General features: G+C 69.6%; 23 protein-coding genes. 12 read left to right on the plus strand and 11 right to left on the minus strand.

Going from position 1 to position 25,821, the window contains the following annotated elements; genetic code table 11:
• Positions 1 to 77 precede the first annotated feature (77 nt).
• Positions 78 to 3,011 carry an EAL domain-containing protein gene (locus BLU81_RS35080; RefSeq protein WP_231953647.1) on the minus strand — a complete coding sequence of 978 codons (2,934 nt, stop codon included), beginning with the start codon at positions 3,009 to 3,011 and terminating at the stop codon, positions 78 to 80.
• Between the two features lie 281 nt (positions 3,012 to 3,292).
• Here BLU81_RS35080 and BLU81_RS35085 point away from each other — a divergent pair, with 281 nt between their 5' ends.
• Together BLU81_RS35085 and BLU81_RS35090 are read left to right on the plus strand one after the other, a co-directional pair.
• Complete coding sequence (locus BLU81_RS35085; protein WP_172890676.1) at positions 3,293 to 4,852, plus strand: chitinase; 1,560 nt, start codon at positions 3,293 to 3,295, stop codon at positions 4,850 to 4,852.
• Between the two features lie 203 nt (positions 4,853 to 5,055).
• Positions 5,056 to 5,358 (plus strand): hypothetical protein, encoded by a 303-nt coding sequence (locus BLU81_RS35090; protein ID WP_092558063.1) that lies wholly within the window; start codon positions 5,056 to 5,058, stop codon positions 5,356 to 5,358.
• Between the two features lie 102 nt (positions 5,359 to 5,460).
• On the opposite strand, the gene BLU81_RS35095 is transcribed toward BLU81_RS35090, so the two are convergent.
• Both BLU81_RS35095 and BLU81_RS35100 read right to left on the minus strand, forming a co-directional pair.
• Positions 5,461 to 6,651 carry a glycosyl hydrolase family 18 protein gene (locus tag BLU81_RS35095; RefSeq protein WP_092551245.1) on the minus strand — a complete coding sequence of 397 codons (1,191 nt, stop codon included), beginning with the start codon at positions 6,649 to 6,651 and terminating at the stop codon, positions 5,461 to 5,463.
• A gap of 13 nt (positions 6,652 to 6,664) precedes the next feature.
• Positions 6,665 to 7,906 carry a chitinase gene (locus BLU81_RS35100; protein WP_092551248.1) on the minus strand — a complete coding sequence of 414 codons (1,242 nt, stop codon included), beginning with the start codon at positions 7,904 to 7,906 and terminating at the stop codon, positions 6,665 to 6,667.
• 158 nt (positions 7,907 to 8,064) lie between these two features.
• Here BLU81_RS35100 and BLU81_RS35105 point away from each other — a divergent pair, with 158 nt between their 5' ends.
• From BLU81_RS35105 to BLU81_RS35120, 4 genes are all read left to right on the plus strand, one after another.
• On the plus strand, positions 8,065 to 8,679 hold the full coding sequence (locus BLU81_RS35105) for a sigma-70 family RNA polymerase sigma factor (RefSeq protein ID WP_092551251.1): 615 nt from the start codon (positions 8,065 to 8,067) through the stop codon (positions 8,677 to 8,679).
• Positions 8,676 to 9,413: an anti-sigma factor gene (locus BLU81_RS35110; RefSeq protein WP_092551254.1), complete on the plus strand. Its 738-nt coding sequence runs from the start codon at positions 8,676 to 8,678 to the stop codon at positions 9,411 to 9,413. Before BLU81_RS35105 ends, BLU81_RS35110 begins: the two co-directional genes overlap by 4 nt.
• A gap of 70 nt (positions 9,414 to 9,483) precedes the next feature.
• Entirely contained in the window at positions 9,484 to 10,131 is a 648-nt protein-coding gene (locus BLU81_RS35115; protein ID WP_092551257.1) for a fasciclin domain-containing protein, read from the plus strand.
• Positions 10,131 to 11,606, plus strand: coding sequence for a molybdopterin-dependent oxidoreductase (locus BLU81_RS35120; protein ID WP_092551260.1), 1,476 nt, complete (start codon positions 10,131 to 10,133; stop codon positions 11,604 to 11,606). The genes BLU81_RS35115 and BLU81_RS35120 overlap by 1 nt, the downstream gene beginning before the upstream one ends.
• On the opposite strand, the gene BLU81_RS35125 is transcribed toward BLU81_RS35120, so the two are convergent.
• The 7 genes from BLU81_RS35125 to BLU81_RS35155 form a co-directional block, all read right to left on the minus strand.
• Complete coding sequence (locus tag BLU81_RS35125; protein ID WP_231953648.1) at positions 11,587 to 11,811, minus strand: ferredoxin; 225 nt, start codon at positions 11,809 to 11,811, stop codon at positions 11,587 to 11,589. The genes BLU81_RS35120 and BLU81_RS35125 overlap by 20 nt on opposite strands.
• Complete coding sequence (locus BLU81_RS35130; protein ID WP_197686017.1) at positions 11,805 to 13,001, minus strand: NADH-ubiquinone oxidoreductase-F iron-sulfur binding region domain-containing protein; 1,197 nt, start codon at positions 12,999 to 13,001, stop codon at positions 11,805 to 11,807. The genes BLU81_RS35125 and BLU81_RS35130 overlap by 7 nt, the downstream gene beginning before the upstream one ends.
• Positions 13,001 to 13,600: a ferric reductase-like transmembrane domain-containing protein gene (locus tag BLU81_RS35135; protein ID WP_092558069.1), complete on the minus strand. Its 600-nt coding sequence runs from the start codon at positions 13,598 to 13,600 to the stop codon at positions 13,001 to 13,003. Before BLU81_RS35135 ends, BLU81_RS35130 begins: the two co-directional genes overlap by 1 nt.
• The gene (locus tag BLU81_RS35140; protein ID WP_092551263.1) at positions 13,597 to 14,511 is read right to left on the minus strand and encodes an FAD:protein FMN transferase; all 915 of its coding nucleotides are present in this window, start codon (positions 14,509 to 14,511) and stop codon (positions 13,597 to 13,599) included. Before BLU81_RS35140 ends, BLU81_RS35135 begins: the two co-directional genes overlap by 4 nt.
• Position 14,512: 1 nt before the next feature.
• Complete coding sequence (locus BLU81_RS35145) at positions 14,513 to 14,746, minus strand: hypothetical protein (protein ID WP_092551266.1); 234 nt, start codon at positions 14,744 to 14,746, stop codon at positions 14,513 to 14,515.
• A gap of 130 nt (positions 14,747 to 14,876) precedes the next feature.
• A complete protein-coding gene (locus BLU81_RS35150; RefSeq protein WP_092551269.1) occupies positions 14,877 to 16,007 on the minus strand; it encodes an LCP family protein in 1,131 nt (376 codons plus the stop codon).
• A gap of 162 nt (positions 16,008 to 16,169) precedes the next feature.
• Positions 16,170 to 16,652: a flavin reductase family protein gene (locus BLU81_RS35155; protein ID WP_172890677.1), complete on the minus strand. Its 483-nt coding sequence runs from the start codon at positions 16,650 to 16,652 to the stop codon at positions 16,170 to 16,172.
• 141 nt (positions 16,653 to 16,793) lie between these two features.
• Here BLU81_RS35155 and BLU81_RS35160 point away from each other — a divergent pair, with 141 nt between their 5' ends.
• The 4 genes from BLU81_RS35160 (at position 16,794) to BLU81_RS35175 (ending at position 21,957) form a co-directional block, all read left to right on the plus strand.
• Positions 16,794 to 18,455, plus strand: coding sequence for an ABC transporter ATP-binding protein (locus BLU81_RS35160; RefSeq protein ID WP_231953649.1), 1,662 nt, complete (start codon positions 16,794 to 16,796; stop codon positions 18,453 to 18,455).
• Positions 18,452 to 19,186, plus strand: coding sequence for an energy-coupling factor transporter transmembrane component T (locus tag BLU81_RS35165; RefSeq protein WP_172890678.1), 735 nt, complete (start codon positions 18,452 to 18,454; stop codon positions 19,184 to 19,186). Before BLU81_RS35160 ends, BLU81_RS35165 begins: the two co-directional genes overlap by 4 nt.
• The gene (locus BLU81_RS35170; RefSeq protein WP_092551275.1) at positions 19,183 to 19,755 is read left to right on the plus strand and encodes an ECF transporter S component; all 573 of its coding nucleotides are present in this window, start codon (positions 19,183 to 19,185) and stop codon (positions 19,753 to 19,755) included. The genes BLU81_RS35165 and BLU81_RS35170 overlap by 4 nt, the downstream gene beginning before the upstream one ends.
• A 126-nt stretch (positions 19,756 to 19,881) precedes the next feature.
• A complete protein-coding gene (locus tag BLU81_RS35175) occupies positions 19,882 to 21,957 on the plus strand; it encodes a hypothetical protein (protein ID WP_157751945.1) in 2,076 nt (691 codons plus the stop codon).
• 26 nt (positions 21,958 to 21,983) lie between these two features.
• Here BLU81_RS35175 and BLU81_RS35180 read toward each other — a convergent pair whose 3' ends face one another.
• Positions 21,984 to 24,137 carry a hypothetical protein gene (locus BLU81_RS35180; protein WP_092551280.1) on the minus strand — a complete coding sequence of 718 codons (2,154 nt, stop codon included), beginning with the start codon at positions 24,135 to 24,137 and terminating at the stop codon, positions 21,984 to 21,986.
• Positions 24,138 to 24,337: 200 nt separating this feature from the next.
• Between BLU81_RS35180 and BLU81_RS35185 the strand changes: the two genes are divergently transcribed.
• Positions 24,338 to 24,910, plus strand: a complete 573-nt coding sequence (locus BLU81_RS35185; protein ID WP_157751946.1) for a hypothetical protein — start codon at positions 24,338 to 24,340, stop codon at positions 24,908 to 24,910.
• A 142-nt stretch (positions 24,911 to 25,052) separates the two neighbouring features.
• Positions 25,053 to 25,250 carry a hypothetical protein gene (locus BLU81_RS35190; protein WP_092551286.1) on the plus strand — a complete coding sequence of 66 codons (198 nt, stop codon included), beginning with the start codon at positions 25,053 to 25,055 and terminating at the stop codon, positions 25,248 to 25,250.
• Positions 25,251 to 25,821: the final 571 nt, after the last annotated feature.

A 25,821-nucleotide genomic window follows, 5' to 3' on the forward strand; every position in this document is an offset into this window, starting at 1 on the left:
TCACCGGCCGACGCGGGCAGCACCGTCATCGCTCTGGCCACCACGTCCGCTGGTCTCACCACCCAACCGTACGACGATCACCAGCCGCCGACGCCGGACAGGACTCGCTCCACCGGGACCGGTTTACCGAGGTAGAAGCCCTGACCGTAGGGGACTCCGCAGGCGACGAGAGCGTCCCGCTGAGCGGCCGTCTCGATGCCCTCGGCGATGACCGTGCAACCGTGCTGTTGGGCGAACTCGACGAGGGCCCGTACCGCCGCCTGCCTGGCAGTCTGGTTCTCCAGGCCCGGCAACGTCGCCATGTCCAGTTTCAGGACAGCGGGACGCTGCGACTCGATCAGGGCGAGCGTGTCGTACCCGGAGCCCCGGTCGTCGACGGCGATCCGGATGTCCCCGCCGAGCTGGGCGAGTCCGGCCGGGTCGGCGGCACCGACCTCGACGATCAGCGGCCGGCGGGAACCGGCGAGCAGCGGCGCCAGTTCGTGCGGGCGGGCCAGCAGGTCGGCGGAGACGTTGACGGCCAGCCAGGTGCCGTTCGGCAGAGCCGCCGACGACTTGACGGCCGCCTGGAGCAGCGCGGCGTCCAGAGCGACCTGCACACCGCGCTGTGCGGCGGCCGCGAGACTGTCGCGCGGGTTGCTGCCGTCGGCGAAACGGGTCAGCGCCTCGTAGCCGACGACGTGGCCGTTGACCATGTGGTAGACCGGCTGGAACACCGTGAAGAAACTGAACTCCTCGAACAGGTGCGCCCGGCTGGACGACGACTTCGCCCGGTCGGTGGTCCAGTCGCCGGAGTCGGTGCGCTGCAGACGCACGGTGACCTGCCCGGCGGTGGCGCCGTGTTCCTGCCGGTAGTGCAGCACCTGGGCCCAGTCGCCGGTCGCGGGAGCCTTCGGGGTCTGCGCCGCGGGCGTCTTCTTCGCGGAGCGAGACCGCCGGGACCGCTTGGGGGCGACCGGGCGGACCAGCCAGTCCCGCATGTGGGTCAGCAGGTCCACGATCGTGTTGCCGGGACCGACAAACGCGATCATGGCGTACGCCGACAGAGTCAGGTTCAGGGTGGCGAAGACCAGGTTGTTCCACTGGCCGAGCTGGACGTCACGCCACACCGTGTAGACACAGAAGACGATCAGAGCCAACGGCAGCAGCAGGTACGACGTCGCCGCGGTCGTCCGGTCGCGAACCTTGGGCGTCCGTTTGAACTGGCTCTTCTCGCCGGTCAGCAGCTGCAGCAGCGAGGCGATGCTGCCGGACATGTTGACCGGCAGCAGGATCAGGTTGAAACCGTAGATCCGCAGCATGTCCGAGCGCTTGTAACCCAGGGCCTTCAGGTCGGCGGCCATCATGAAGAAGTACGGCACCGAGACGAGCAGCAGGATCGGGTTGAGCAGTTCGGCGTTGAACGGGTACGCCAGCATGATCAGCAGGCAGACGGAGCTCCAGAAGATGGATGCCATGTAGTTGACCCGCAGGAAGTATTCGCCGAACCGGTTCTTGTCCGAGCGCTGGGACTTCGCCCGGAACTGGTCCTTGAGCCGGGACAGGATGAGCAGGCCGCCGTTGGCCCAGCGCTGCCGCTGGATGGCGAGCGAGCCGAAGTCCGGCGGGGTGGCGCTGTAGGCGAGGCGTTCCGGGTAGTTGTGCAGGGACCAGCCGTGCACACCCAGGTCGATCGTCGATTCGGTGTCCTCGATGACCGTCCGGTCCTGGATGTATCTCTTGATCTCCCAGTCACCCTCGTAGGAGACCTCGCAGATCTGGTTCAGGGCCTTCTTGCGCAGTACGGCGTTCGCCCCCACCCAGAACGTCGCGCCGTAATGGGTCATGCCCTGGTGCACGATGTACTGGATGTCGGTGGTGGCGCCGGAGATCCGTTCGATCCGGGTCGCCGAACCGGGGTAGGCGCTGTACGGCGTCTGTGCCACCGCGTGCCGCTCGTAGGCGCCCTGTTCGAGCAGGTGCACGAGCCGCAGGGCGTACTCCGGCAGCAGAACGCTGTCCGCGTCCAGGGTCAGGACATAGTCCGGATCGGGTACGACCAGGTCGGCGCGGTTCGGACCAGCCGTCACCAGCGCGGTCCCGAGCGGGGTGCCGACCTCCTGATAGGCACCACCCATCAGCCCGATGTAGCTGTTGAGGTTCATCGCCTTGTTCGGTTCGTGCGACAGCGACACGTACTTCTTGCGCTCGAAGCTGGTGACCGTGACGTCGAAGATCGCGAGCAGGCGTTTGTGCAGCTGGTTCATCCGGGCGAGCGGCAGCGTGGCGTGCTCGTCGGCGCCGGTGTTGAGCGCGCCGGAGATCTGGCCCAGGTCCGCGGCGAGCGGGTGCAGGATGTGCTCGACGAAGAACGTGTCGGTGTGGTCGACGATCTCCTGCCGGGCACCGAGGTCGTACAGCCAGTCGGCGGCGAACCGGTACTCGGCGGCGAGCCGGCGCATGTCCTCCAGCGTCACCAGGTGACCACCGCGCAGCCGGACCTGCTCGTCGAAGCTCGTGTACGCGGCCGAGACCCGCTGGTACGGCACCCGCAGCTCGCCGTCGATCATCGCGGGCAGCGCCCGGGCGGCCAGCAGCATGTCCCGCGCGGAACGGGTCTTCGGCTGCCGTGGGTCGTCGATCAGCAGGGTCACGCGCAGGCCGGGATACTCCTGGAGTGCCGCCGACAGCAGCGTGGTGCGGTTGGTCCGCTCGTCTTCCTGATATGACGGGACCAAAACCGTAACGCTGGGGGTTTTCCCGCCGATGAACTCGTCGAGCATGATCCGCGGCGACCGCTGGTGACCGCGGGCCCGGTAGAAGTAGCCGATCCGGGTGATCAGGTAGGCGATCGCGGAGGCCGCCAGCCCGGTGACCACGAGCATGTACACGATCGCCTCGATCGCGAGCTTCACGGTGTAGGCGTGACCCGCGATGAACTGCTGGATGACCGTGTAAGTGAGGTAGCACGCCCAGACCGTGATGGTCACCACGATCGCCAGTCGACCGCGGGTGATCCGGCCTTCGGACACCGGAGGCGGCACGATCGGATGAGGGTCGGTCCGCTTATCGGACCCCCATTGGCGTTTGGCTTCCCTGCGAGACATGCGCTTTAGGGCCCTTCGGTGCTGATTTGCGACGGGCGCCCGGAGGCGGTGCCCGGCGGAATTGTCGTAGCGGGACCGGTAATTCACGCTCCGTATTCCGGATAGGACACGTGGTGCCCGCGTACCCCACCCGTCCGCCGTTCGCCCGATCGCAAAAGTCGTCACAGTGCGCAAGCGTTTGACGACTCGAAAACGAAAGGGCATCCATGCCGGAGTACGACCCCCTCGCCGACCCGAACTGGCAGGAGCCGGAACAGTCGCCCAAACGGCTGTCGTGGACGAGGCTGGGAATCCTGGTGCTCGTACTGGGCATGGTCGGCGCCGGAAGCACCTTCGGGGTGCTGCACCTGCGGGACACGTCCGGCCCCACCGCGAAATCCTGGGCGGTGCCGTACGTCGACGTCACCCTCACGCCCACCTTCCAGTTCCAGGACCCCAGCGCGAACCCCGCCAACGACGTCGCCCTCGGCTTCGTCGTCGCCGACCCGGACGACTCGTGCACCCCGAGCTGGGGTGGGGCGTACACCCTCGGCGAAGCCTCCTCCGCTCTTGACCTGGACCGTCGCATCGAACAGCTCCGGCAGGCCGGCGGGGACATCACCCTCAGCCTCGGCGGGCTCAGCAACTCCGAACTGGCCGTCGCCTGCACCGACCAGGATGAACTCACCGCGGCGTACCAGCAGCTGATCGACCGGTACGAGGTGCGGACCCTCGACCTCGACATCGAGGGAACCGCCACCGCCGACCAGGCCTCGCTGCAGCGCCGGGTCAAAGCGGTCGCCGCGGTGCAGAAGGAACACGACGACCTCGACGTGTGGCTGACCCTGCCGGTCACCCCGAGCGGTCTCACCGCGGACGGTGTCGGCGTGGTCCGCGGCATGCTCGAAGGCGGCGTGGATCTGCGCGGCGTCAACGTGATGACGATGGACTACAACAACGGCGACAAGACCCCGGACATGCTGGCGCTGGGCCTCAGTGCCCTGAACGGCACCCACCAGCAACTGACCGACCTCTACCTGCGGCTCGGCCAGAAACTCACGTCGCCGCAGGTCTGGTCCCGGATCGGCGCCACCCCGATGATCGGCCAGAACGACATCGACGCCGAACGTTTCACCGTCGCCGACGCCGAAGGCCTCGCCCGGTTCGCCGTCGACAACGGCCTCGGCCGGGTCTCGATGTGGTCGATCAACCGGGACGCGCCCTGCACCGGAACCTTCGCCGGGGTGGTCGTGCACTCCAACACGTGCAGCGGTGTCGACCAGGAGGTGCTCGCCTTCTCCAAGGTCTTCGCCGGACTGCCCGGCAAAGCCACCGGCGACGACCCCGGCTCGGTCGAGATCCCGGACCGGGCGATCACCGTCGACGACCCGAAGACCAGCCCGTACCCGATCTGGCGTCTGACCGCCCTGTACGTCACCGGCTACAAAGTGGTCTGGCGCGGCGTGGTCTACGAGGCCAAGTGGGGCAACTCGGGTGTGGACCCGTCCGGGGTGCCGGTCGCCGGCCAGCAGAGCGCCTGGTCGGTGCTCGGCCCGGTCAGCCCGGTCGAGAAGGCCCCGGAGCCGACCCCGCAGGTCACCAACGTCGTCCGCACCTGGAAACCGGACCTCACGTACCGGCGTGGCTTCCGGGTGCTCTACGAAGGCCTGCCGTACGAGGCGCGCTGGAACAACAAGGACCAGACCCCGTCGACAGCGTTCCCGATCGACGCCGACGACCCGTGGAAGCCCTTGTTCGACGTCCCCGGCGAGCCCTCGACGTCGTGACGACAGCGACTCGTCTCAGGTCCGATGTGTTCTGTCGCTGAACAACAACACCAAGATTGGTGCGTACGGCGAGACGGTCCCGTTCACGGTGTGCCTCGGCACCACGTGGACCGGATCGCGCCGTCGTCCGAATATCGGCCGACGGGATCGTTCCCAGATGAAATAATCATGTAGGTCACTGCATCTGGGAGAACGGGGTGGACATGACGGAGCCTGACGTGCCATCGGTGCTGGCGGGAATGCCGACGTTCGAGTGGGACTCGGACCAGGCGGTGCGTTACGAGGTCGCGGTCGAGGCGATCAGCCAGGCTGTGGCCGCTTACACCGCGCTCGTCAACCAGGCGAGGACCCGAGGTGACAGTGCTGAGGCGGAGCGGCTCGCCGGGCTGCGTGCCGACTGCACGCAGGAACGTAACGCGTTGCGTTCGACCGATTTCGCCGCGCTGAACGCCACCGTTCGCCGGTATCGGGACCTGATCGAGAGTCTGCGGGCACAGGCTCGATGAGCGATTTCGATCCCCGCCGGTACCTGCTGTCCAAGGCGTAATCCCGGCGGATCTTCCGGAGAAGGGCCGACCACCACGGTGGCCGGCCCTTCTCCGCACCGGTCAGAAGCCGGCGGTGACCCGGGTGAACTCCCAGTCCGCCTGGGCGATGCCGGAGCATTCGCTGACCACGCCGCCGCCGGCGCAGCCGCGGTCGCGGTTGACCGACCAGAAGGTGAAGCGGGCCAGGCCCTTGCTCGTCGCGTAGTCGCGGATCCGGGTCCAGGTCTCGACCGTTGTCACTTCCTGCTGGTCGGAGAGGCCGTTCATACCGGAAATGCCGATCTTGGCGTACGCCTGGGCGTCGGTCCAGCCGAACGTCGTCTTCAGGGTGTTCTTCAGGCCCTCGGTGGCGCCGATGGTGGCGGCGTACATGTCGGCGTGCCCGTTGAAGTCGAACGGCATCTGGGTGAACACGTCGATGTTCGCGTTCTTCGCCTTGGCCTGCTGGATCAGCCGTAGCCCGCTGGGGTTCGGGCCGGTCGGCGTGGTGCCGAAGGTGATGATGGTCTTCACGCCGGGGTTGCGCTGCTTGACGATCTTCAGCGCGTCGACGATCCGGTCCGCGACCACGTAGTTCTCGAACTCGTCGGTGTTCTCGATGTCGATGTCGATCGCCTTGAGCTGGAAGGTGTCGATCACCTTCTGGTACGCGCCGGCCAACGCCTCCGGGGTGGAGCAGTTCGGGCCGAGCTTGTTGCCGCTCCAGCCGCCGATCGACGGGATCACGTCGGCACCGGCCGCCCGGATCGCCGCGATGGTGCTGGCGTGCACGCCGCCGGTCAGGCCGGTCGAGCCGTCCCAGGCCGGGTTGCAGCCGTTGCTGGCCAGCACGAACGCCATCGTGAACGCTCTGATGCCGGTCGCGTTGACGACGGTGGCCGGGGCCGGCGGGTTACCCCAGCCGGGGTAGAGGTACGGGGCGGCGGCCATCTTCGTACCGGACGGGGGGTTGGTGGTAGGGGGTGTGGTTGTCGGGGGTGTGGTGGGTGTGGTGCCGCCACAGACGCCGTTGTCGATCCAGACCGCCCACTGGGTGCTGCTGGTGGCCGGTGACTCGTTCTGCGTCCACCACTTGGCGGTGTAGTTGTGGCCGCTTTGCGAGGCCACGGTGTCCTTGAGGTAGACGGTGGCCGCGTTCCATGCCGGGGCGCACGCGACGGCCGCGTTCGAACTGGCCATCGGCAGGATCGCGGCGGCGGCACCGACGGCTCCGACCGACGCCACGATGGCGATCTTCTTGCTGAGTCTCACGGGGAACTCCGAATCAGGGGAGGGTGGTGAGGTGCGGCGCGACGGTGTTGGCCCAGCTGTTGCCGTTTGTCACATCCCAGTTGATCGACCAGGTCATCGCGCCGCGGATGCCCGGATACGTGGCCGGTGGCCGGAACGTGCCGCAGTTGACGCCCCTGGCCAGGCAGTCTAGGGCGGCGTTCACCACCGTCGGAGCGACGTATCCGCCACCGGCGGCGCGGGTGCTCGACGGCAGTCCGAGAGCGACCTGGTCGGGGCGCAGCCCGTTCTGCAGGGGGATGCAGGCGAGCGCGGTCAGGAAGTTGACGGTGCCCTGGCTGTACGCCGCGTTGTTGTCGCAGCCCAGCATCGCGCCGGAGTTGTAGTACTGGGTGAAGACGACGGTCAGGATGTCCTTGATGTCGAGCGCGAGCTTGAAGTACGAGGACTGCGGGTTCTGCATGTCGATGGTCTGCGGCGCCATCGTGATGATCAGAGTGGTGCCGACCTTGGCCCGCAGAGCGCGCAGCGCACTGGCCATGTAGGCCGGGTCGAGCCCGTTCTCCAGGTCGATGTCGACGCCGTCGAAACCGTAGGTCTGGATCAGCCGGTGCACCGAGTCGGCGAAGGCGGTGGCGGCGGCCGGGCTGTTCACGGCGACCGTGCCCTTCTCCCCGCCGACCGAGATGATCACCTTCTTGCCGCGGGTGTGCAGCGTGGCGATGTCCGCCTTGAACTGGGCGTCGGTGTAGCCGCCGACCGCAGCGGCCAGGCCCGGATCGAGGTTGAAGGTGACCGCGCCCGCGGTGGTGGTGGCGTCCGCGAAGGCGACCGCGATCAGGTCGTAGGTGGCCGGGACGGCGGCGAGCTTGAGCGGTGTGGCGCCATTGTCGAAGTTCTGCCAGTACCCGGTGAGGAAGTGCTTCGGCAACGAGCCGTCACCGGGAGGCTGGGTGGTGGGTGGCGTGGTGGGCGGGGTCGTTGTCGGCGGGGTGGTCGTCGGCGGGGTGGTGGTGCCACCTTCACAGACCCCGTTGTCCGCCCAGACCGCCCACTGGCTGCTGTTGGTGGCCGGTGACTCGTTCTGCGTCCACCACTTGGCGGTGTAGTTGTGCCCGCTCTGCGAGGCCACGTTCCCGTTGACGTAGACCGTGGTCGCGCTCCACGCGGTCGCGCAGGCGGCGGCCGCCGAGGCGCTGCCCGCGAAGTTGGTGGCCACGGCTCCGGCGAAGAGCGCCGTCACCGTGGCGAGGATTACCGATCTGGAACGCCTCATTAGCAGCCCCTCCACCGAACACCAGTTGAGATGTATCAATATTTAGGACTGTTAACAAAAAAGTAAAGAGGCAGGACCTTAAACATCCTTAAACCCGCACCAATCCGCGGCCCGCCCGGCTCCGAATGGGGATAAGTTGTCGGTGAGGACGGAGAGTCATGGCGGAGCGTGGCACTAACAATCGCCCGGAGTACTTGACTCCGGTTCCGGAACCGGATCGAGGCCCCGATGCCGGTGAACTCCTGCGGGCCGTGGCCCGTGGTGACGAAGAGGCGTTCGGCAAGCTGTACGACCTGGTCGCCCCCCGTGTCTACGGCCTGATCCGGCGGGTGCTGCGGGACCCGGCGCTGGCCGAGGAGGTCGCGCAGGAGGTGATGGTCGAGGTGTGGCGCTCGGCCGCCCGGTTCGATCCGGAGCGTGGGTCGCCGACGGCGTGGGTGTTCACCATCGCGCACCGCCGGGCGGTGGACCGGGTGCGATCCGAGCAGGCCGCGACCGACCGGACGATCCGGGCCGGTGCGGCCGCGGTCGACACCCCGTACGACGCGGTGGCCGACGAGGTCACCGGGCGACTGGAGCGTCAGCAGGTGCGGCACTGCCTGGACGACCTGACCGAGTTGCAGCGGCAGGCGGTCACGCTCGCCTACTACCAGGGGCACACCTACCCACAGGTCTCGGAGTTGCTCGCGGTGCCGCTGGCGACGGTCAAGACCCGGATGCGCGACGGGCTGATTCGTCTGCGCGACTGTCTCGCGAACGGGGTGGCGGCATGACTGCAGACGTTCACGCCCTGGTCGGGGCGTATGCACTGGATGCGCTGGACGACATCGAGCGGGCCACTTTCGCCCGGCACCTGCGCGACTGCGAGCCGTGCCGGATCGAGGCGGGCGAGTTGCAGGAGACGGTGACACGGCTGGCCGACGGCGCCTGGTCGGTGCCGCCGCCGGGGCTGCGCGACAACGTGCTGGCGGCGATCGGGACGACCCGGCAGATCACTCCGGCGGGCCGGACCACAGCCGCCCCGGTGCGGGCTCCGCGGAGGATGCGGCTGGTGGCCGCGGCTGCCGTCGTGGTCGCGGTGGCCGGGGCGGGTGCGGCGGTCTGGACCGTTCAGGATCAGCGGGTACGGCAGGCGGAGTCCCGGGCCGAGCAGGCTCAGGCGAGCGAGTCCCGGCTCCGGTCGATCCTCGCCGCCCCCGACCTGGTGGTGACCGAGGACCGGTTGACCAGCGGCGGCCGGGTCACGGTGGCGAGTTCTCGTCTGCAGAACGCCGGTGTGGTCACGCTCGCTGCCGACCGGGCGCCGGACGCCGGCCGGGCCTTCCAGCTGTGGACGATTCGCGGCGAGACGCCGACCTCGGCCGGGGTTCTGGCGGCGGGCCAGTCGTCGATCGTGCAGGTCGTCGAAGGTCTTCCGGGCGCCTCCGCGGTGGGTGTCTCGGTGGAGCCGGCGACGGGTTCCACGACGCCGACGGCACCTGTCCAAGCACTCGTCAAAATAATCTGAGAACCGACCAATCCAGCGCATGGGTCGTTCCGAAGAAAGGGTGTAAAAACCCCGACGTAAGGAACGAGCCATGCGCGCTACGAAGCTCACCGCCATCGCCGCCGCCACGATCTTCTCGATCTCTCTGGCCGCCTGTAGCAGTGATGACAGCACCACCGACACCAGCACCGGCACCGACTCGGCGGCGGCGCCGACCATGACCACCGCGGCACCGAGCGCGGCGGCCACCACCGACTCGATGGTCAATTTCGGTCCCGGCTGTGCGGCGGTGCCGACCGACCCGGCAAACGCCGGCAGCTTCGAGGCGATGGCCGAGGTGCCGGTCGCGACCGCGGCGTCCGGCAACCCGCTGCTGTCCACCCTGGTCACCGCGGTCAAGAAGGCCGATCTGGTCGACTCGCTCAACTCGGCCGACAAGATCACCGTTTTCGCGCCGACCAACGACGCCTTCGCCAAGATCCCGGCCGCGGACCTCAAGAAGGTGCTCGCGAACAAGAAGACCCTGACCGACATCCTCACCTACCATGTGGTGGCCGGGCAGCTCACGCCCGCCGACCTGGACGGCGAGCACAAGACGCTGCAGGGTGGCGAGGTCACCGTCACCGGCAGTGGCGAGGACTTCAAGGTCAACGGTGAGGCGGCGGTGATCTGCGGCAACGTGCAGACCGCGAACGCCAACGTCTACATCATCGACACCGTTCTGATGCCGAAGAGCTGATGACGAAGCACCTGCGTGGTGCGTCGGCCGGAGTGGCCGCCGCGGGAATCGGGATCGCGGTCGCGGAACTGTTCGCGGCCGTGGCCCGGCCCGCCGCCGGACCCCTCGTCACGGTCGGGGCAGCCGTCATCGACGCCACGCCGACCCCGGTCAAGGAGTTCGCCGTCCGCGAGCTCGGTACGTACGACAAGCCGGTCCTTCTGGCCACCATCGGCCTGGTGGTGGCCGCCTACGCCGCCATGATCGGCATTCTCGGGCAGCGCCGCCGCCCGGTGATCGTGGCCGGTACCGCACTCTTCGGGGCTCTCGGCGCCACCGCGGCCCTGTCCCGGCCGACCGGAACCCTGCCGGACACCCTTCCGTCGCTGCTCGCCGCGACAGTGGCCGGAGCGACCCTGTGGTGGCTGCTCGGGCACATCGGGCGGCCCACACTCACGAATCGCCGATCCTTCCTCCGCGGACTGGCCCTGGTCGCCGGGGCCGCGGTCCTAGCCGAAGGTGGGGCCCAGATCGTCCGGCGCACGGTCGGCCGGATCCGGACCGACCTGCGGCTACCGGTCCCGCAGTCGCCGGCCGAACCGTTGCCCTCCGGCATCGGACCCGGCTTCACCACTCCCAGCGCCGACTTCTACCGCGTCGACACCGCCCTGACGGTGCCGCGCGTCGACCCGGACACCTGGTCGCTGCGGATTCACGGCATGGTCGGGACCGAACTGCGGCTGTCGCTCGCTGAACTGCTCGCCCGGCCGATGATCGAACGGGACATCACGCTCAACTGTGTGTCCAACGAGGTCGGTGGCCCCTACATCGGCACGGCGCGCTGGCTCGGCGTACCGCTGGGTCCGCTGTTGAAGCAAGCCGGTCTGGACGCCGGGGCCGATCAGATCGTGGCCCGGTCGGTGGAGGGCATGACCATCGGAACCCCGATCGCCACCGCTCTGGACGGCCGCGACACGATGCTGGCGGTGGCGATGAACGGCGAGCCGCTGCGACCGGAGCACGGGTTTCCGGTCCGGATGCTGACCCCGGGGCTGTACGGCTACGCCGGCGCCTGCAAGTGGGTCGCCGAGCTGGAAGTGACCACGTTCGCGGCTTTCGACGCCTACTGGGTCGAACGCGAGTGGGCTCCCGGCGGCGAGGTGAAGACCGCGTCCCGGATCGACCGGCCACTGCCGTTCGCCCGTCCCGACGCCGGCCCGGTGACGGTCGCCGGGGTGGCCTGGGCACAGGGCCGGGGCATCACCGGGGTCGAGATCCGGGTGGACGGCGGCGAGTGGCAGGCCGCCGAACTGCTGCCGGTCCCGTCGGCCGACACCTGGGTGCAGTGGCGTTACCGGTGGCAGGCCACTCGTGGCCCGCACTCGCTGTCGGTGCGGGCCACCGACGGCACCGGCGCGGTGCAGATCGAGGAGCGGGCCACCCCGTTCCCGAGCGGGGCGACCGGCTGGCACACCATCACCGTGACGGTTGCCTGACCTGCGGAAGCAGGCGCAGCGCCAGTGCCGGGCAGCGGTTGACCGCTTCCCGCGCGGCCGGTTCCAGTGACGGCGGCACGGACATGTCACCGCGGGCGACCGGATAGCCCCAATCGTCCTCGACCAGCAGTTCCGGCAGGAGTTCGGCGCAGAGGCCGCGCCCGTCGCAGGCGGTCCAGTCGATGTGCAGTGAGGTGTTCACCACGATCCCTCCAGTGCCAGGCAACGTCCGGTCAGGTGCGCGGCGACGTCGGCTTCGAAAGCCCGCATCGCGCTGAGGACCAGACGGGCGGTCCCGTCCGGATGCCGGCAGGCGCCCCGGCCGGTGACCAGCCGGGCCAGGCGTTCGACCTCGGCCGGCAGGCCGGGACGGTTCCGTCGCCGGGCCAGGTCGGAGAGGGTCTCCGCCATCCGGGGCAGGCCGTTGACACACGGGCCGCACTGGCCCGCCACCTCACCGGCCAGGTAGTTCGCGATCCGGGCGGTCTCGGTCAGCCCACAGGACGTAGCCGGCAGTGCGATGATCACTCCGGCGCCGGGTGCGGCACTGTACGGGGCGAGCGCCGCCCGGCTCACCGGCAGCGCGGGATCGGCCGGCACCCAGCCGCCGTGATAGCCACCGACCAGCACCGCCTGTATCCCGGTCGCCGCGACACCACCCGCCGCGGCGATCAGATCCCCGAGCGGCACGCCGTAACCCGCCTCGACCACGATCCCGGGCCGGTTGACCGAGCCGCTGACGGTGGCCAGGAACGTGCCCGGCTCGTCGGCCGTGCCGGCGCCGCGGAACCAGTCGGGCCCGTACCTGGCGATCAGCGCCAGATGGGCGAGCGTCTCGACGTTCTGGACCAGGGTGGGTGCGCCGTCGACGCCGGACTCGGTGATCCGGATCCGCTTGTCGGCGGGCACCGCGCCCCGCCCGGAGACCGCGCCGACCACCGCGGACTCCTCACCGGAGACGAACGCGTCCGGTGCCGCGTGCAGACCGACCGGCACCGGGTCCAGACCGGCCCGCCGGCGCTCGTCCAGCAGCGCCCGGATCGGGCCGAGAGCCGCCGCCGGCGCGTAGAAGTGCGCGGTCTTCGCCCCGGTCGCCCGGGCCGCCAGTTGGAGACCGTCCAGGATCAGGTTCGGTGCCACGGTGAGCAGCGCCTTGTCCTTGCCGGCGGCCGGTTCGCCCTCGGCGGCGTTCGCGATCACCACGGCCGGACGGCCGACGGCGGCCACCGCGCTCAGCTTGCGCCACACCGGGAACCCGGCGCCGCCCCGGCCGGTGATCCCGGCCTCGCGGGCCATCGTGATGATCTCGGCGCCGCTCAGTGCGGGCAGCGGGCCGTGCGCGCGGTCCCCGGTCAGGAGCCGTTGTTCCACCTGCGCGGTCATCATGCCGGTCATCAGTTCCCCTTCGACGAAACGCTCAGTGGCCGGAGTCGCGGTGAGACCTGCCGGTCCGCGCGGGCCGGGAAACGACCAAAGGACGCGGACGTACGCCACCCGACGGCGGCCATCACCACGGCGGCACAGCCGATCGAGATCGCCCACAGCCACCAGGTGCCGTTGTCGCTGCCGGCGCCGAGCCCGTGCATCAGCGCGATCGGCCAGCTCAGGTAGGCGAGCCAGTGCACGATCCGCCAGGCCCGCACTCCGATCCGGTGCCGCAGCAGACTGGTGATCACGATCGCGGCGAGCAGGTCCAGGGCGACCGTGCCGAGCCCCTGCCAGAACGGGCTGTAGTCCCCGACGAACGGGACCACCAGGTCGATCAGATCCAGATCGGCGTACGAGTCGAACAGCAGCGCGATCACGTGCCCGGCCAGGAACAGCACGCTGAGCAGGGCCGCGTTGCGGTGCAGCAGGTTGACGGCGAAACGGGGCAGCCCGAAGGCGGTACGCCCGGACCGGGCCCCCACCCCGAGCGCGACCACCACGGTCAGCAGGACCAGCGAGACGACGCCGCTGCCCCGGGCGAAGTACCAGAGGACTTCGTCGCTCATGCCGGCCACCCACCCGTACGCAGGATCCGCATCGACGGGGTGACCAGCCGGCTCGGCACCCCGGCGAGCAGACGCGGAGCGCCGTGGCCCCGAACGATCGCGGCGGTGCTCAGGGTGTTGGCCTGCAGGCAGCTGAAGGCCGCCACCGAGACGGTCCGCCAGACGGTCGGCGCGGGCCGCCCGGTCGCCGGGTCGACGATGTGGTGCAGCAGTTCACCGGGCCGTCCCCAGGTGCGCCCGGCGGTGCTGGAGGTGGCAAGCGCGGAGCCGGCCGGGATCCGGATCGTGCAGGACGGGTCGCCGGGCCGGTCCTGGACCAGCACCTGCCAGCCGCCGTCCGGGCCGGATCCGGCGGTGGCGATGTCCCCACCGAGCGCCACCAGCACTCCGGTGCCGAGCCGGTCGGTGATCCGGGCCGCGGCCCGGTCGGCGGCGACCGCTTTCGCGGTGGCGCCCAGGTCGATCAGCATGCCGTGCGGGACGGTCAGTTCCCGGCCGCGCAGCCGCACGGCCCGCCAGTCGGGTGCCGGGAAGACCCGGACCCCGGAGCCGACGGTCCGGCCGGCCAGTTCGGCGAAGTCCCGGTCGTACCCGAGGGCGCAGAGCGCCCCGCCGACGGTCGGGTCGACCGCCCCGTCGGTCTCCCGGGCCGCGGTCAGTGCCGCGCCGACCAGTTCGGCGAGCAGGGCGCTGACGATGACCGGCCGGCCACCGGACCGGCACACGTCGCGGATCTCGGAGGCCGGGCGGAACCGGCTGCACGCCTGCTCGACCGCGGACAGCTCGTCCCGCAGGATGCCGGCGGCCTGGTCCAGGACGGCCGGGTCGGTCACCACGAGTCGGGCCACGGTGCCCCAGGCCGGCCACTGCGCGGTGTCCGGGCGGACCGGGAGCGTTTCGATCAGCGGCATCTCAGGAACCTCCCGAGGTCGCCTGCGAGCTGCTGCTGTCACTGCCGCTGGAGACGGTGGGGGAGTCGCTGGTCGATGTCGATGTCGATGTCGAGGACGTGGTGGAAGCTGTGGAGGTCGAGGAGTCGTCGGCCGCGTAGGCCGCCGCGCCGATCGTCGCGGTAGCCGCCACACTCGCCACGACCAGGGCGCCAGTGATCAGCGCGGCCTTGCGTTTCCCGGTGTCCCGCTGCATGGGGGCTCCCTTCACTCGATGCTGTGAAGGAAAGCGTGCGCCGGAAGTCTCGCCCTGACCTTTGCGAATCCTGTGCGGTTCCCGTGAACGAGAAAAGGGGCCTCGCGGCCCCTTTTCCCAGCGTGCGTGCTCAGCCGTCCTTGTTGACCAGCTTCGGGTTGTCCAGCAGGAACGGGGCCACCCGGTCCTCGGCGACGGCCGCGAAGAAGTCGTCGGCTCCGGCGCCGAACTCCTCACCGAGGTAGGAGTTCCCGTCGAACTTGCCACCACCGGGCAGCTTGACCGTCGTCATGTCGTCGACGTTCAGGTCCTTCATCGCCACCGCCCACTCGATGGGGCTGTTGCCGCCACCCGCGAACGTCAGCGACTTGCCGGCCGCGTCCAGGATCTTCGAGAGCTTGCTGACGTCGGTGATGACGTTCTTGCTCATCGCCTCTTTGGCCATGGCCTTGATGAACTGCTGCTGGTGCCGCTGCCGGTCGTAGTCGGTCATCGGGACCCCGGCGTTGGCGTACCGCTGCCGGACGTAGTCGAGCGCCTGCCACGGTTCGAGCCGGACGGCCTTGCTGCTCTTCTTGTACGTCGCCTGCGGTCCGGTGTACGGGTGGTCGCAGCCACTGGGCGAGTTCTTCGCCGGGCAGCGGTCCAGCCGCGGGCGCTGCTTGCCCTCGGGCGTGAGGTGTTCCGACTTCACGTCCATGTCGATGACCATGGAGACGCCACCGAGGGCTTCGACGACGTTCTTGAAGCCGCCGAAGTTGATGATCGCCGCGGCGTCGAACTCCTTGATGCCGGTGACGTTGCGAACCGCCTTCTCCAGCACCTTGAAACCGTTCGCCACGTTGATCTTGCCGTTGACCTGGCTACCCAGCGCCATCGCGGAGTTGATCTTCCCGCGGTGCGCGCGGAGGCCGGACTTCGAGTCGGCCGGGATCTCCACGTACAGGTCGCGGGGGATCGAGAAGAGGTAGGCGGTGCTCATGTCGGCCGGGACGTGGACGACCACGATCGAGTCCGACAGCGGCGGGGTCTTCGCGTTCCGCGGGTCGATACCGACCAGCAGCATCGTCAGCGGGCCTTTGATGTCCTTTTTCGCCGCCGCGTTCGCCGCTGTGCTCTCGAGCAGACTGTCGTCGGTGAAGTCGCTGGTGTACTGGGCGATCAGGGTCTGCCCACCGACCAGTGCTCCGCCGCTGACCACGGCGAGTGTGCAACCGACAGCGGTGGTGATCCGTGCCCACAGCGGTGCGCGACGTTTCATGGTTCTCGCCAAGCCACTCTCCCCACCAACGGGTCCGACAACGCCACGCACTATCGCATGGCAAAGCAAACGTCTCGATGGTTCGGGTGGTCATAACCGCCCGAACCTAAGGAGAGTCACGTCACGTGAGGGCGGTTCGGTTCAATCTTGACCCGCTTCGTCTCAGATGTCTTCTCCGAAGAAGGTGCGGTCGTGGTGCACGAGCCGTCCGCCCGGCGGCCCGAGCAGAACCTGGAGCACTCCGGCGACGACCACCGTCGATGCGCCGACAGGCACCAGGTGCAGGGGTGCGATCCGCAGGCTCGCCAGGGCGCCGGGCAGGAACGGCTCGCCGGTGGGCAGCGTCTCCCAGCCCTGCTCCGGGGTGAACCGGGGACCGCCGGAGCGGGCGAAGTCGCGGGCCAGGTCGAGGTGCGCCGCGCTCAGCAGATTCACCGTGAGACTCGGCGCCGCGAGGATCGCCCGGGCCGAGGTGCCGTCCATCACCGAGAAGGACAGGGCCGGCGGGTGGGCGGCCACCGACGCGACGCTGGAGGCGGTCAGGCCCACCGGTCCGGCCGCGGCGATCACCGCCACCCCGGTGGGATAGCGGCGGAAGGCGTCCTTGAACCGTTGGCCGGTCTCGGTGTCGATGTCGCTGAACACGCGTTCCCCGTCTTTCGGTGGTCTGTCGGGGTGACGGTAGAACCTCAACCCGAATTGAAGTCAACGTCCAGCCCCGAGAAGGCGATATCGGTCACTGCCCGGGGACCCTCCGTCAAATGAGGTATGCCTATCCTTAGCTTCATGTCCGATGTGCTGCTGCGGCTCACCGGTGTGTCCGTGCGGCACGAGGTGTACGACGAATCCGGTTCGATGAGTCACGGCGTGCCGCGCCCGGTGGAGGTGTCGGCCGAACTGCGGGCCGGCGAGGTGGTGCTGCTGCTCGGCCCGTCCGGCTGTGGCAAGTCGACACTCACCCTCACCGCGAACGGCCTGATCCCGCACGTGATCGGCGCCGAGATGGACGGCACGGTGACCGTCGCCGGCACCTGCACCGCCGCGAGCACCGTCCCCGAGCTGGCCCGCGACGTGGCGATGGTCTTCCAGGACCCGGACGCCCAGATCGTCACCGCCAGCCTGCTCGACGAGGTCTGCTTCGGCCCGGAGAACCTGCTGGTCCCGGTCGCCGAGGTGCTGGAGCGGGCCGAGGAGGCGCTCCGGCTGGTCGGCCTCTGGGACCGCCGGCACGACGACCCCGACATCCTCTCCGGCGGTGGCCGGCAACGGCTCGCGATCGCCTGCGCGCTCGCGTTGCGTACCCCGGTGCTGGTCCTCGACGAGCCGACCGCGAACCTCGACCCGGCCGGTGTCGAGGAGGTCTACCGGACGCTGCGGGCGGTCGCCGCCGGGCGGGACCGGGCGGTTCTGCTGGTCGAGCACAACCTCGACGCCGCCATCGACTTCGTGGACCGGGTGATCGTGCTGGACGGCGCGGGCCGGGTGGTGCTCGACGGCCCGGCCCGCGCGATCCTCACCGATCACGTCGACGAACTGCTCGAACTGGGCGTCTGGCTACCGGTCGCCACCCTGGCCGCGCTACGGCTGCGGACGGCCGGTGTCGTCCTGGAACCGCTGCCACTGACTCCGGCGGAGCTGGCGACCGCCCTGGACGCCGTGCCGGTGCTGCCCGCACTGCGGGACAACCCGAGATCAACGTCAAGGTCCGAGACCGCCATCTCGGTACGGGGTCTGACCGTCACGCGGGGCCGGACAGCAGTGCTCCACGACATCACCGTGGACATCGGCGCCGGGGAGTTCGTCGCCATGGCCGGAGCCAACGGGGCCGGCAAGACCACCCTGGCCCAGGCGCTCGCCGGAGTGATCCCCAGCAGGCGGGTCACGATCACCGGGCCGGCCGGTTTTGTCTTCCAGAACCCCGAGCACCAGTTCCTGACCAACCGGGTCGACGACGAACTGGCGTACGGCACGACCGCCGCCGCCCGCGTCGAGGAACTGCTCGACCGTCTGGACCTGCGCGACCTGCGGGCCGTACACCCGTTTCTGCTCTCCGGCGGGCAGAAACGGCGACTGTCGGTCGGCGCCGCCCTGGTGACCCGCCCTCGCGTACTGGTGCTCGACGAACCCACCTTCGGCCAGGACCGGGCCCGCGCCGCCGAACTGCTCGACCTGCTCGGCGAACTGCACCGCGACGGCACCACCGTGGTCGTGGTCAGCCACGACATGCACCTGATCGCGGAGTACGCCACCCGGCTGCTCGTGCTCGACGACGGCCGGGTGATCGCCGACGGCACGCCCGCCGAGATCTACACCGACACCGCACTGCTGACCCGGACCGGGTTGTGCCCGCCACCACTCGCCCGAGCCGCTCGTACCCTCGCCCGTCATCCGGCCTGGCACACCGTGACCCGCCTCGCCGACCTGCCCGCCCTGGAGCCGTCGCGGTGACCGCCTCGATCCTGTCGCTGCGCTCCTACAACCCGGTTGTCAAAGTGCTGGCCCCGGTGCCGGCGATGATCGTCGCCGGGCTGTCCCGGGACCTGTGGACACCGGCCGCCCTCGCGGTGTCCGCCCTGGTCCTGCTGCTGGCCTTCGGCGGGCTGCGGGGCCGGGTGCTGCTGTGGACGCTGGCCGGCCCGCCGCTGCTGGTCGTGGTGCTGACGCTGTCGTTCGGGGTGTGGACCGACCCGTCGAAGGCCGACGACTGGCGGGGTGCCCTGGAGATCGGGCTGGCGACCGGACTGCGGGTGGTCGCGGTACTGATGCTCGCGCTGATCGCCGGGCTCACCACCGAGGGCACCGACCTGGTCCGTTCGATGATCACGCACCTGCGGATGCCGTACCGGATCGGTTACGCCGGGTTCGCCGCGATGCGGTTCGTGCCCCGGTTCCGGCGCGACCTGGAGATCATCCGGCTGGCGCACCGGGTGCGCGGAGTGCACGGCGGCCGCGGTCCGGTGGCCACCACCCGGCGTTACAGCGGGTACGTGGTGCCGCTGCTGGCCGGGGCGATGCGGCACGGCGATCGGGTGTCGCTGGCGATGGAGGCCCGAGGCTTCGGCGCGTACCCGGCGCGCACCGAACGCAGGCATGTCCCGTTACGGGGCCGGGACGCCGTACTCGCGATCGGTCTTCTTCTTCTCTGCCTTGTTCCTCACCTTTCTGGAGTCCTCGGATGAAGAGATTGACCACCCGTTTCCTGATGGCGTGCGCGGCGATCGGCGCGGCCACCGGTGTGCTGCTGATACCGGCGTTCTTCGTGTCGTTCGCGATCTCGGCGACGGTTCCGCTGGCCTACGCGGCGATGGCCGGTGTGTGGCTGCTCGGCCCGGTGATCGCCCTGGCGGTGCTGCGCCGGCCGGGTGCCGCGGTGCTGACCATGCTGCTCGCCGGGATCATCAACATCGCCTCACCGGCCGGGCCGAGCGCCATCGTCACCAACCTGATGATCGGCGTCGCGATGGAGCTGGGCTTCCTGGTCACGCTCTACCGGATCTGGCGGCCCTGGCTGTTCTACCTGACCGCGCTGATGTTCCAGACCTTCTACGCGATCAGCGCGTACGCCTACTTCGGCATCGACGACATGGCCGTCGCCGGGAAGGCCGGTTTCTTCGTGCTGCTGGCCGTCAGCACGATCGTCTTCGTCAAGATCGGCCTGGTCATCGCGAAGCGGTTGACCGTGGCCGGAGTGGCCCGCGGCATCGCCCCGGTCTCAGCCGCCCGAGGAACCGCTCCCGCCGGACACTGACGAGCCGCTGCGGTGGTCACCTCAAGCACGCTAGGACACCCCGGCTACCGGGTGGTGCCGGAACGTAATCGTCGGGGCCGGTGCGGCAGTGGAGCGTTGTGCGGTGTTCTGGGTATCTTCCTGCGCGTGTTCATCGGACGCCTTGCTGAGCTGCGGGCCCTGCATACGGCACTGGCCGAGAGCCGGGTGTGCGTGCCTGCCGGGCCGCCCGGCGCTGGAAAGACGGCATTCGCGACTGAGTACGTGACCCGGTCCGGCGCCGGATATCGCGGCATCTGGCGGGTGAGCCTGGCCGGCAGCAGCGCCGACCCGGACGAGACGGTCGCCACACTCGCCGCCGGACTACGGGCGCAGATGGCGCTGCCACCGTCCGGCGACGCGCTGGCCGAGTTCGCCGAGCGGGTCGCCGCGGAGAGCGGACCGAGCCTGCTGATCGTCGACGACATCCCGGGCGAACTCGACGACGACCTGATCGGGCGGCTCACCGTGCCGTCCGCGGGCCGCCGGCTGCGGACCGTCCTGATCACCAACCGGGACGTCGCCGGCCTGGCCGTCCCCACCGTCGACATCGGACCCCTCGACATCGCGGACGCCGCCGGGATCCTCCGCGGCCACCGCGACGGAACCGAACAGGAAGCCGCCGAACTGGCCGAACGACTCGACGGGCACGCCCTGTCGGTGCGTCTGGCCGGGCTCGCGCTGCGCGACGGGTCCGGTTACACCAAGCTGACCGGGCGGATCGGCAACCATCCGGTCGCGATGCTGCTCCGGGACCGTCTCGACGCCCTCAGCGAACCGGCCTGCCGCCTGTTGCGGGTCTCCGCGCTCACCTCACCGGCCGCTCTGCCGCCCGGCCTGATCCGGCTGTTCCTGGGCGCCGCCGCCGAACAGGCCGCCGACGAACTGGCCCGGCACCTGTTCGCCACCCGGATCGACGGAACCTGGCACGTGCACTCGCTGGCCCGCGACGTGGCCCGGCGGTACCTGCCACCGATCGACTGGACCCGGCTGGCCCGGCAGTTCGCCGACGCGGTGCTCGACCACCCGTGGTCCGATCCGATCGAATCGTTCCTGGTGGCCCGGCACGCGGCCCGGCTGTCCGGACGCCCGGACCTGCCCGGCGCGGTTGTCGACCGGCTGCACCGACGGGTGGTCGCCCACGGCTCGATGACCCTGCCGCACCACCGGGACCTGGCCGAACAGAACTTCGACGACCCGGCCGTCCTCACCGAAGCGGCCCAGCACCTGCGGGCGGCCGGCGACCTGGAGGAGGCCCGCGACTGCGCCGACCGGGCGGTACCGCTCGCCAACGACCCGGCACTCCGGCACCGGGCCCGCCTGCTGCTCGCCGAGACACTCGAGGACCTCGGCGGTGACACCACCCGGGCGGACGCCCTGTGGACCATCCTGACGTCATCGAACGACACCGGGACGGCCATCGCCTACCTGCGGTCGCGGCGGCTGCGGGGCGAGCACGAGGAGTCCCGGACCGGCCTGATCGACCTGATCGACCGTCTCGGTCCCGGTTCGGCCGCCTTCGGCCCGGTGCAGGAGGCCCAGCGGGAACTGGCCCGCGCCGAGATCGAAGCCGGATCGGAGGCGTCCGCCCGGCGCCGCTTGGTCCGGGTGATCGCCGACTACCTGAGCTGGCGCCGCGACGATCACCCCGGGCTGATCGAGGCGGTCCGGATGCTGGCCGCCGCGGAACTGGCCCTGCCGCTCACCGAGCCGAAGAACGACCGGACGATCTGGGAGGAGACCGCCCGCGAGCTGCGGCGATTCCGCGGACGTTTCGCCACCGGCCACGGCCCGCGGCACACCCTGACCCTGACGTTGGCGGTGGTCCATGCCGAGGCGCTGGTCGCCTGGGGGCGATACGAAGAGGCAGTTCAAGAGCTTGCGGCGGTACGCGAGGACGTGCGCGACCGATTCGCCCTCGACGAGCCGGTCCGGTTCCGGGCCGAGTTGCTGTTCGGCTGGGCGGTCGGCGGCGACGAGCACTTCGAGGACGCGTTCCAGGGCGCCCGGCAGGCCCTCGGCGACACCCATCCGCAGACCTTGCGCGCCGAACTGGGCCTAGGTGTAGCCCTGAAGCCGGTCAACCGCTCCCGCGCAGCCCGCCACATCCTGCATGTCCTCCGCCACGCCCCAGCAATGTTCCTACCCGGCCAGAACTGGCCCCGGACGGCTCCCCAGGCTTGACATCCCGGGGAGCCGCTGGAGTCACATCACTTGCGAACCGTGACCGCCTTGCTGGTGGCCCGGCCGTTCAGGTGGCCGGGCCGGAGCGCGACGACCGTCACGGTGATCTTCTTGCCCTTCATCGACGCGGTCAGCTTGAGCGTCTTCGTGGTGGTCTTGAGCAGTTTGCCGTTGACCCGCCACTCGTACCGGTAGGAGCCGGCCTTCGGTGACCAGACCCCGACCCGGGCGGTCAGGGTCTTACCGGCTTTCGCCGTACCGCTGATCGTGGGTCTGGTGGTCGCCTTGGGTGCGGCGCCCTTCACCACGGCCGGAGTCGCGGTGGCGACGGCGGTGCCGGACGGGTGGCCGACGCGGTCCGCGATCACCGTCACGGTGAGGCGTTTGCCGAGGACCGAGGCGGGGATGACGTACGTGGCCCCGGTCGCTCCCTTGATCGCCGTCCCGTTCGCCGCCCACTGGTACCGGTAGGAGCCGGGCGCGGGAGTCCATCCACCGGCCGAGGCGCGAACCGTGCCGCCGACCGCGACGGCTCCGCTGATCACCGGCCGGCTCGTCGACCTCAGCGCTGGAGACGCGGTGACCTGCCAGGACGTCCCGCCATTACTGGTGGTCACCCCGGCGGCGTTGCGGGCCGTCACGTTGAGCCAGTTGTATCCGCTACGCAGCGGGACGAACCGGATCGTCGCGCTGCCGTCGGCGTTCGGCTTGACCGTCCGGCGGGTGGTCGCGTCACCGTTGAAGACGACGTCGTAAGCCACCACGCCGGTCATGAGGGTGCGTGCCGTGAAGACGGCCGTCTGGCCGGTCGCATCGCCGCCACTGCGGCTCACACCCGGTGACGCGCCGGAGATCGAGAAGTGTCCCCAGCGGGGCACCGACAGAGTGCCGTCGCTGCTGAGGCTCTGCACCCACAGGCCACCGAGATTCAGCTCGTTCGCGGCGACGGCGAGGTCGGCACTGCCGGTCGACCCTGCTTTCAGCGTGCGCTTCGGGCCGGGCTGACCCGAGACGCTGAACCAGTAGACGTACGACGTGACTTTCGGCCGGCGCGGCTCCAGGTGGAAGCGCAACGTCGAGCCGATGATCACGCTGCGGTCGATGTCCCCGGTGAGACGGGGGCCGTCGTCGACCAGGAACTCGTACGCCCGCTCGGCGTGCACCTTGCCGTCGGCGGTGCGGCTCCGCACGTACAGCGTCTGCTTTCCGGCCTTGACCGGGGTGATCGATGTGGTCGCCTCGCGTTCCCTGGCGGCCACCGAGACCGTGCCGGACGGGCCGTCACCGTCGATCCGCCACGCGAAACCGGTGGTGTCCGCGATGTTCGAGGTGAACTGCCAGTCGGCCGGAACGCCGACGTTGTACTTCAAGGTGCCGCTGTAGTCCGGGTACGCCGCGGTGAAGATCGACGGGCGGGTCTCCGTCACGGAGAACTCGTGATGCGCCGCCACGGAGTAGTTGCCGGCTCGGTCGACGGCGTAGACGGTGAGCCAGTGGCTGCCCGCAACGGTCGGTGTCCACGACAGGGTCGCCGGGCCGCCGTCGGTGGGGATCGTCCGCCAGGGGTTGTCCTCGCTCAGCTCGGACGCGGAGAGCCGGTAGTAGTAGCCGACCGTGTCGTCCGATGTGGTGGCGAAGGTGAACGTGCCGGGCACACCGATCGCGCCGTGTGCGCTGTCCCAGCTACCGGCCGGATAGTCGTCGCTGGTGACGGTGGGCGCCGCGCCACCGTCCCGGTCGACGGTGAAGTAGCAGGTCCCGCTCCACGGCGAGGCCGTGCCGGCCGGGTCGAGGACCCGCACCCGCCAGCCGTAGGTGACCCCGTCGAGCTGCTTCGCGTCGTCCTCGAGCTGGACGTAGACCCGGTTGTTCGCCGTGCCGACACCCCGGAGCCACTGCTGCGGGTCGTCCGGGCTGGTGACGTCCCAGACCTGGAAGTCGGCCTGTAGTTCCTGGCCGGTGACACCGCCGGCGAAGGTGCCCTGGAGCACCACGGCCGCGGAGTCGTTGAGCCGGCGCGGGCTGAGATAGGGGCCGGGTGCGGTGGTCGTGCACGCCTGCCCGGCGGTGAGCAGGCCGGCCGGTGCCTCGATCGCGGCGAGCGCCGGTGTGGCCGTCAGGGCGAGTGTGCTCCCGCAGATCAGTGCGGAAGTGGTGAGGAGAGTGATGAGTCGAGCCAAAGTGGATCTTCCCCCGAAGGATCGATGTAGCCCAGTCGGAGCATGATAGAACGCTGTCGTTTCGTCGTAACCGTCCAAACGGGTGGGACGGTGGCTGTCCGTCAGAGTCGGGCGTGCGGTGATGCCACCCACGGTGATCGGCCGACGGTGACCATTCGTAATAATCTCTGGGCCCGCCCACCGGCGGTCACATTCAGGCTGTGGAAGGGGAGGCTCAGGTGGCGGCATCGGCGGCTGCTCGGCAGCGGTCCGGGTTGACGGCGCTGTACCTGGGAATCTTCGCGGCGCTCTGGCTGAGCGTGCCGGAGACCGACCCGCAGCTGGGGCCGTTCCTGGTCGCCGGCAGCATCGTCGCCCTGCTCACCGCGGGTGCCGGCGGCGCGCTGGTGATCCGCTCCCGCGCCGACGGTCCGTTCCCTCGGGACACCGTCGCGGACCGGAAGTATCTGGTGATCTTCGCGGCCGAGCTGGCGGCCGCCGGATTCGGTGCGATGTTGCTGGCCGTCACGCACCGGGGCGAGTACATCCCGGTGCTGGCCGCCTTCGTGGTCGGTGTGCACTTCTGGCCGCTCGCGCCGGTGCTGACGGATCCGGCGCTGAAGGTCCTGGCCGTGCTCGTCTGCCTGGCCGCCCTGGCCGGCCTGATCGCCGGCCTGGTCTCGTCGGTGATGCCGGGCGAGGTGGTCGGTGCCGGTGTCGGCGTGCTGCTGCTCGGTTATGCGTTGGGCGCGCTCCTCCGCGCCGGGATGGCGCTGTGCCGGTCCCATTCCTGACGGCCCCGTCAACGCCCGCGTCCGGGTGCGAGTTGTGTGTCTGATGAGTGTGGTCTCTGCGCTACCGTCGGCGTATCGCGGAAGTCGCGCTTCGGGGCCGGCGGTGTCTTCGCCCGGTCTTGAACAGCACAAGGAGAAATCGATGACCGACCCGACCGCGGATACCGGATCAGAGCCCGAGACCGAGACCGAGGAGACGCCCGAGCCGTTCGCCAACCGGGCCGCACGCCGAGCCAAGGGTAAGGCGTCCGCCCAGGCCGTGGGCGCTGGTGGCCCGCGCCAGCTGCAGTCTGGCAACGTTCAGAGCCCGCGCCAGTACGGCAACCGCCGTAGCGGCTGATTCTCGAACCTCTGACGTATGGCCGGGCTGATCAGCCCGGCCATACGTCGTTTGCGGCCTTCTCCGGCTCGGCCCCGAGAAGCCTGCCCCAGCGGCGATAAAAACTATGGCGTGTTGACTAGATTTTCTTCCCAGGAGGGGTTACGGTTTCTCTCGTAGCCAAGAGAGATCGTCGAAAACGCAGACGAAGGCGACCGAGCGTCAAGCAGGGCCCGGAGTTTCGTGGCTCGCTCGGTTCCGCGGTGGAGACACGTCACCGCCCGCAGTGGTTCAGTTAGTCAAGACCTTGACGTAATTCCAGGTCAGGGCAGATCAGTCGCACGTGTGGGGGCCATGAAGTCGCGTGGGGTTCCGACACCGGCTGGTAGCACGTCAGTTGTGGTTAGAAGCAGAGGAAAGGGAGGGCTGGACACCGTTGGATCGCCCGCCGCCGGGACGCAGTTGGAGTCCGGTGCGGACACCGCAGTTTCCATCGAACGAGAGGTGGTCTCCGGTCACGCTTACGCGATCCTCGCACTCAGGCCGCCGATGGCGGCAAGTGCGGATACGAGTAGATGGTGTTTTCAACCCG

It is taken from the genome of Actinoplanes derwentensis (assembly GCF_900104725.1).
GTDB lineage: Bacteria > Actinomycetota > Actinomycetes > Mycobacteriales > Micromonosporaceae > Actinoplanes > Actinoplanes derwentensis.

What these genes read in the sequence shown, in the direction of transcription:
- BLU81_RS35085 (WP_172890676.1), top strand. Translation starts at nt 3,293, where the DNA reads ATGCCGGAGTACGACCCCCTCGCCGACCCGAACTGGCAGGAGCCGGAA.
- BLU81_RS35090 (WP_092558063.1), top strand. Translation starts at nt 5,056, where the DNA reads ATGACGGAGCCTGACGTGCCATCGGTGCTGGCGGGAATGCCGACGTTC.
- BLU81_RS35100 (WP_092551248.1), bottom strand. Translation starts at nt 7,906, where the DNA reads ATGAGGCGTTCCAGATCGGTAATCCTCGCCACGGTGACGGCGCTCTTC.
- BLU81_RS35105 (WP_092551251.1), top strand. Translation starts at nt 8,065, where the DNA reads ATGGCGGAGCGTGGCACTAACAATCGCCCGGAGTACTTGACTCCGGTT.
- BLU81_RS35110 (WP_092551254.1), top strand. Translation starts at nt 8,676, where the DNA reads ATGACTGCAGACGTTCACGCCCTGGTCGGGGCGTATGCACTGGATGCG.
- BLU81_RS35115 (WP_092551257.1), top strand. Translation starts at nt 9,484, where the DNA reads ATGCGCGCTACGAAGCTCACCGCCATCGCCGCCGCCACGATCTTCTCG.
- BLU81_RS35120 (WP_092551260.1), top strand. Translation starts at nt 10,131, where the DNA reads ATGACGAAGCACCTGCGTGGTGCGTCGGCCGGAGTGGCCGCCGCGGGA.
- BLU81_RS35130 (WP_197686017.1), bottom strand. Translation starts at nt 13,001, where the DNA reads ATGACCGGCATGATGACCGCGCAGGTGGAACAACGGCTCCTGACCGGG.
- BLU81_RS35135 (WP_092558069.1), bottom strand. Translation starts at nt 13,600, where the DNA reads ATGAGCGACGAAGTCCTCTGGTACTTCGCCCGGGGCAGCGGCGTCGTC.
- BLU81_RS35140 (WP_092551263.1), bottom strand. Translation starts at nt 14,511, where the DNA reads ATGCCGCTGATCGAAACGCTCCCGGTCCGCCCGGACACCGCGCAGTGG.
- BLU81_RS35145 (WP_092551266.1), bottom strand. Translation starts at nt 14,746, where the DNA reads ATGCAGCGGGACACCGGGAAACGCAAGGCCGCGCTGATCACTGGCGCC.
- BLU81_RS35150 (WP_092551269.1), bottom strand. Translation starts at nt 16,007, where the DNA reads ATGAAACGTCGCGCACCGCTGTGGGCACGGATCACCACCGCTGTCGGT.
- BLU81_RS35160 (WP_231953649.1), top strand. Translation starts at nt 16,794, where the DNA reads ATGTCCGATGTGCTGCTGCGGCTCACCGGTGTGTCCGTGCGGCACGAG.
- BLU81_RS35170 (WP_092551275.1), top strand. Translation starts at nt 19,183, where the DNA reads ATGAAGAGATTGACCACCCGTTTCCTGATGGCGTGCGCGGCGATCGGC.
- BLU81_RS35190 (WP_092551286.1), top strand. Translation starts at nt 25,053, where the DNA reads ATGACCGACCCGACCGCGGATACCGGATCAGAGCCCGAGACCGAGACC.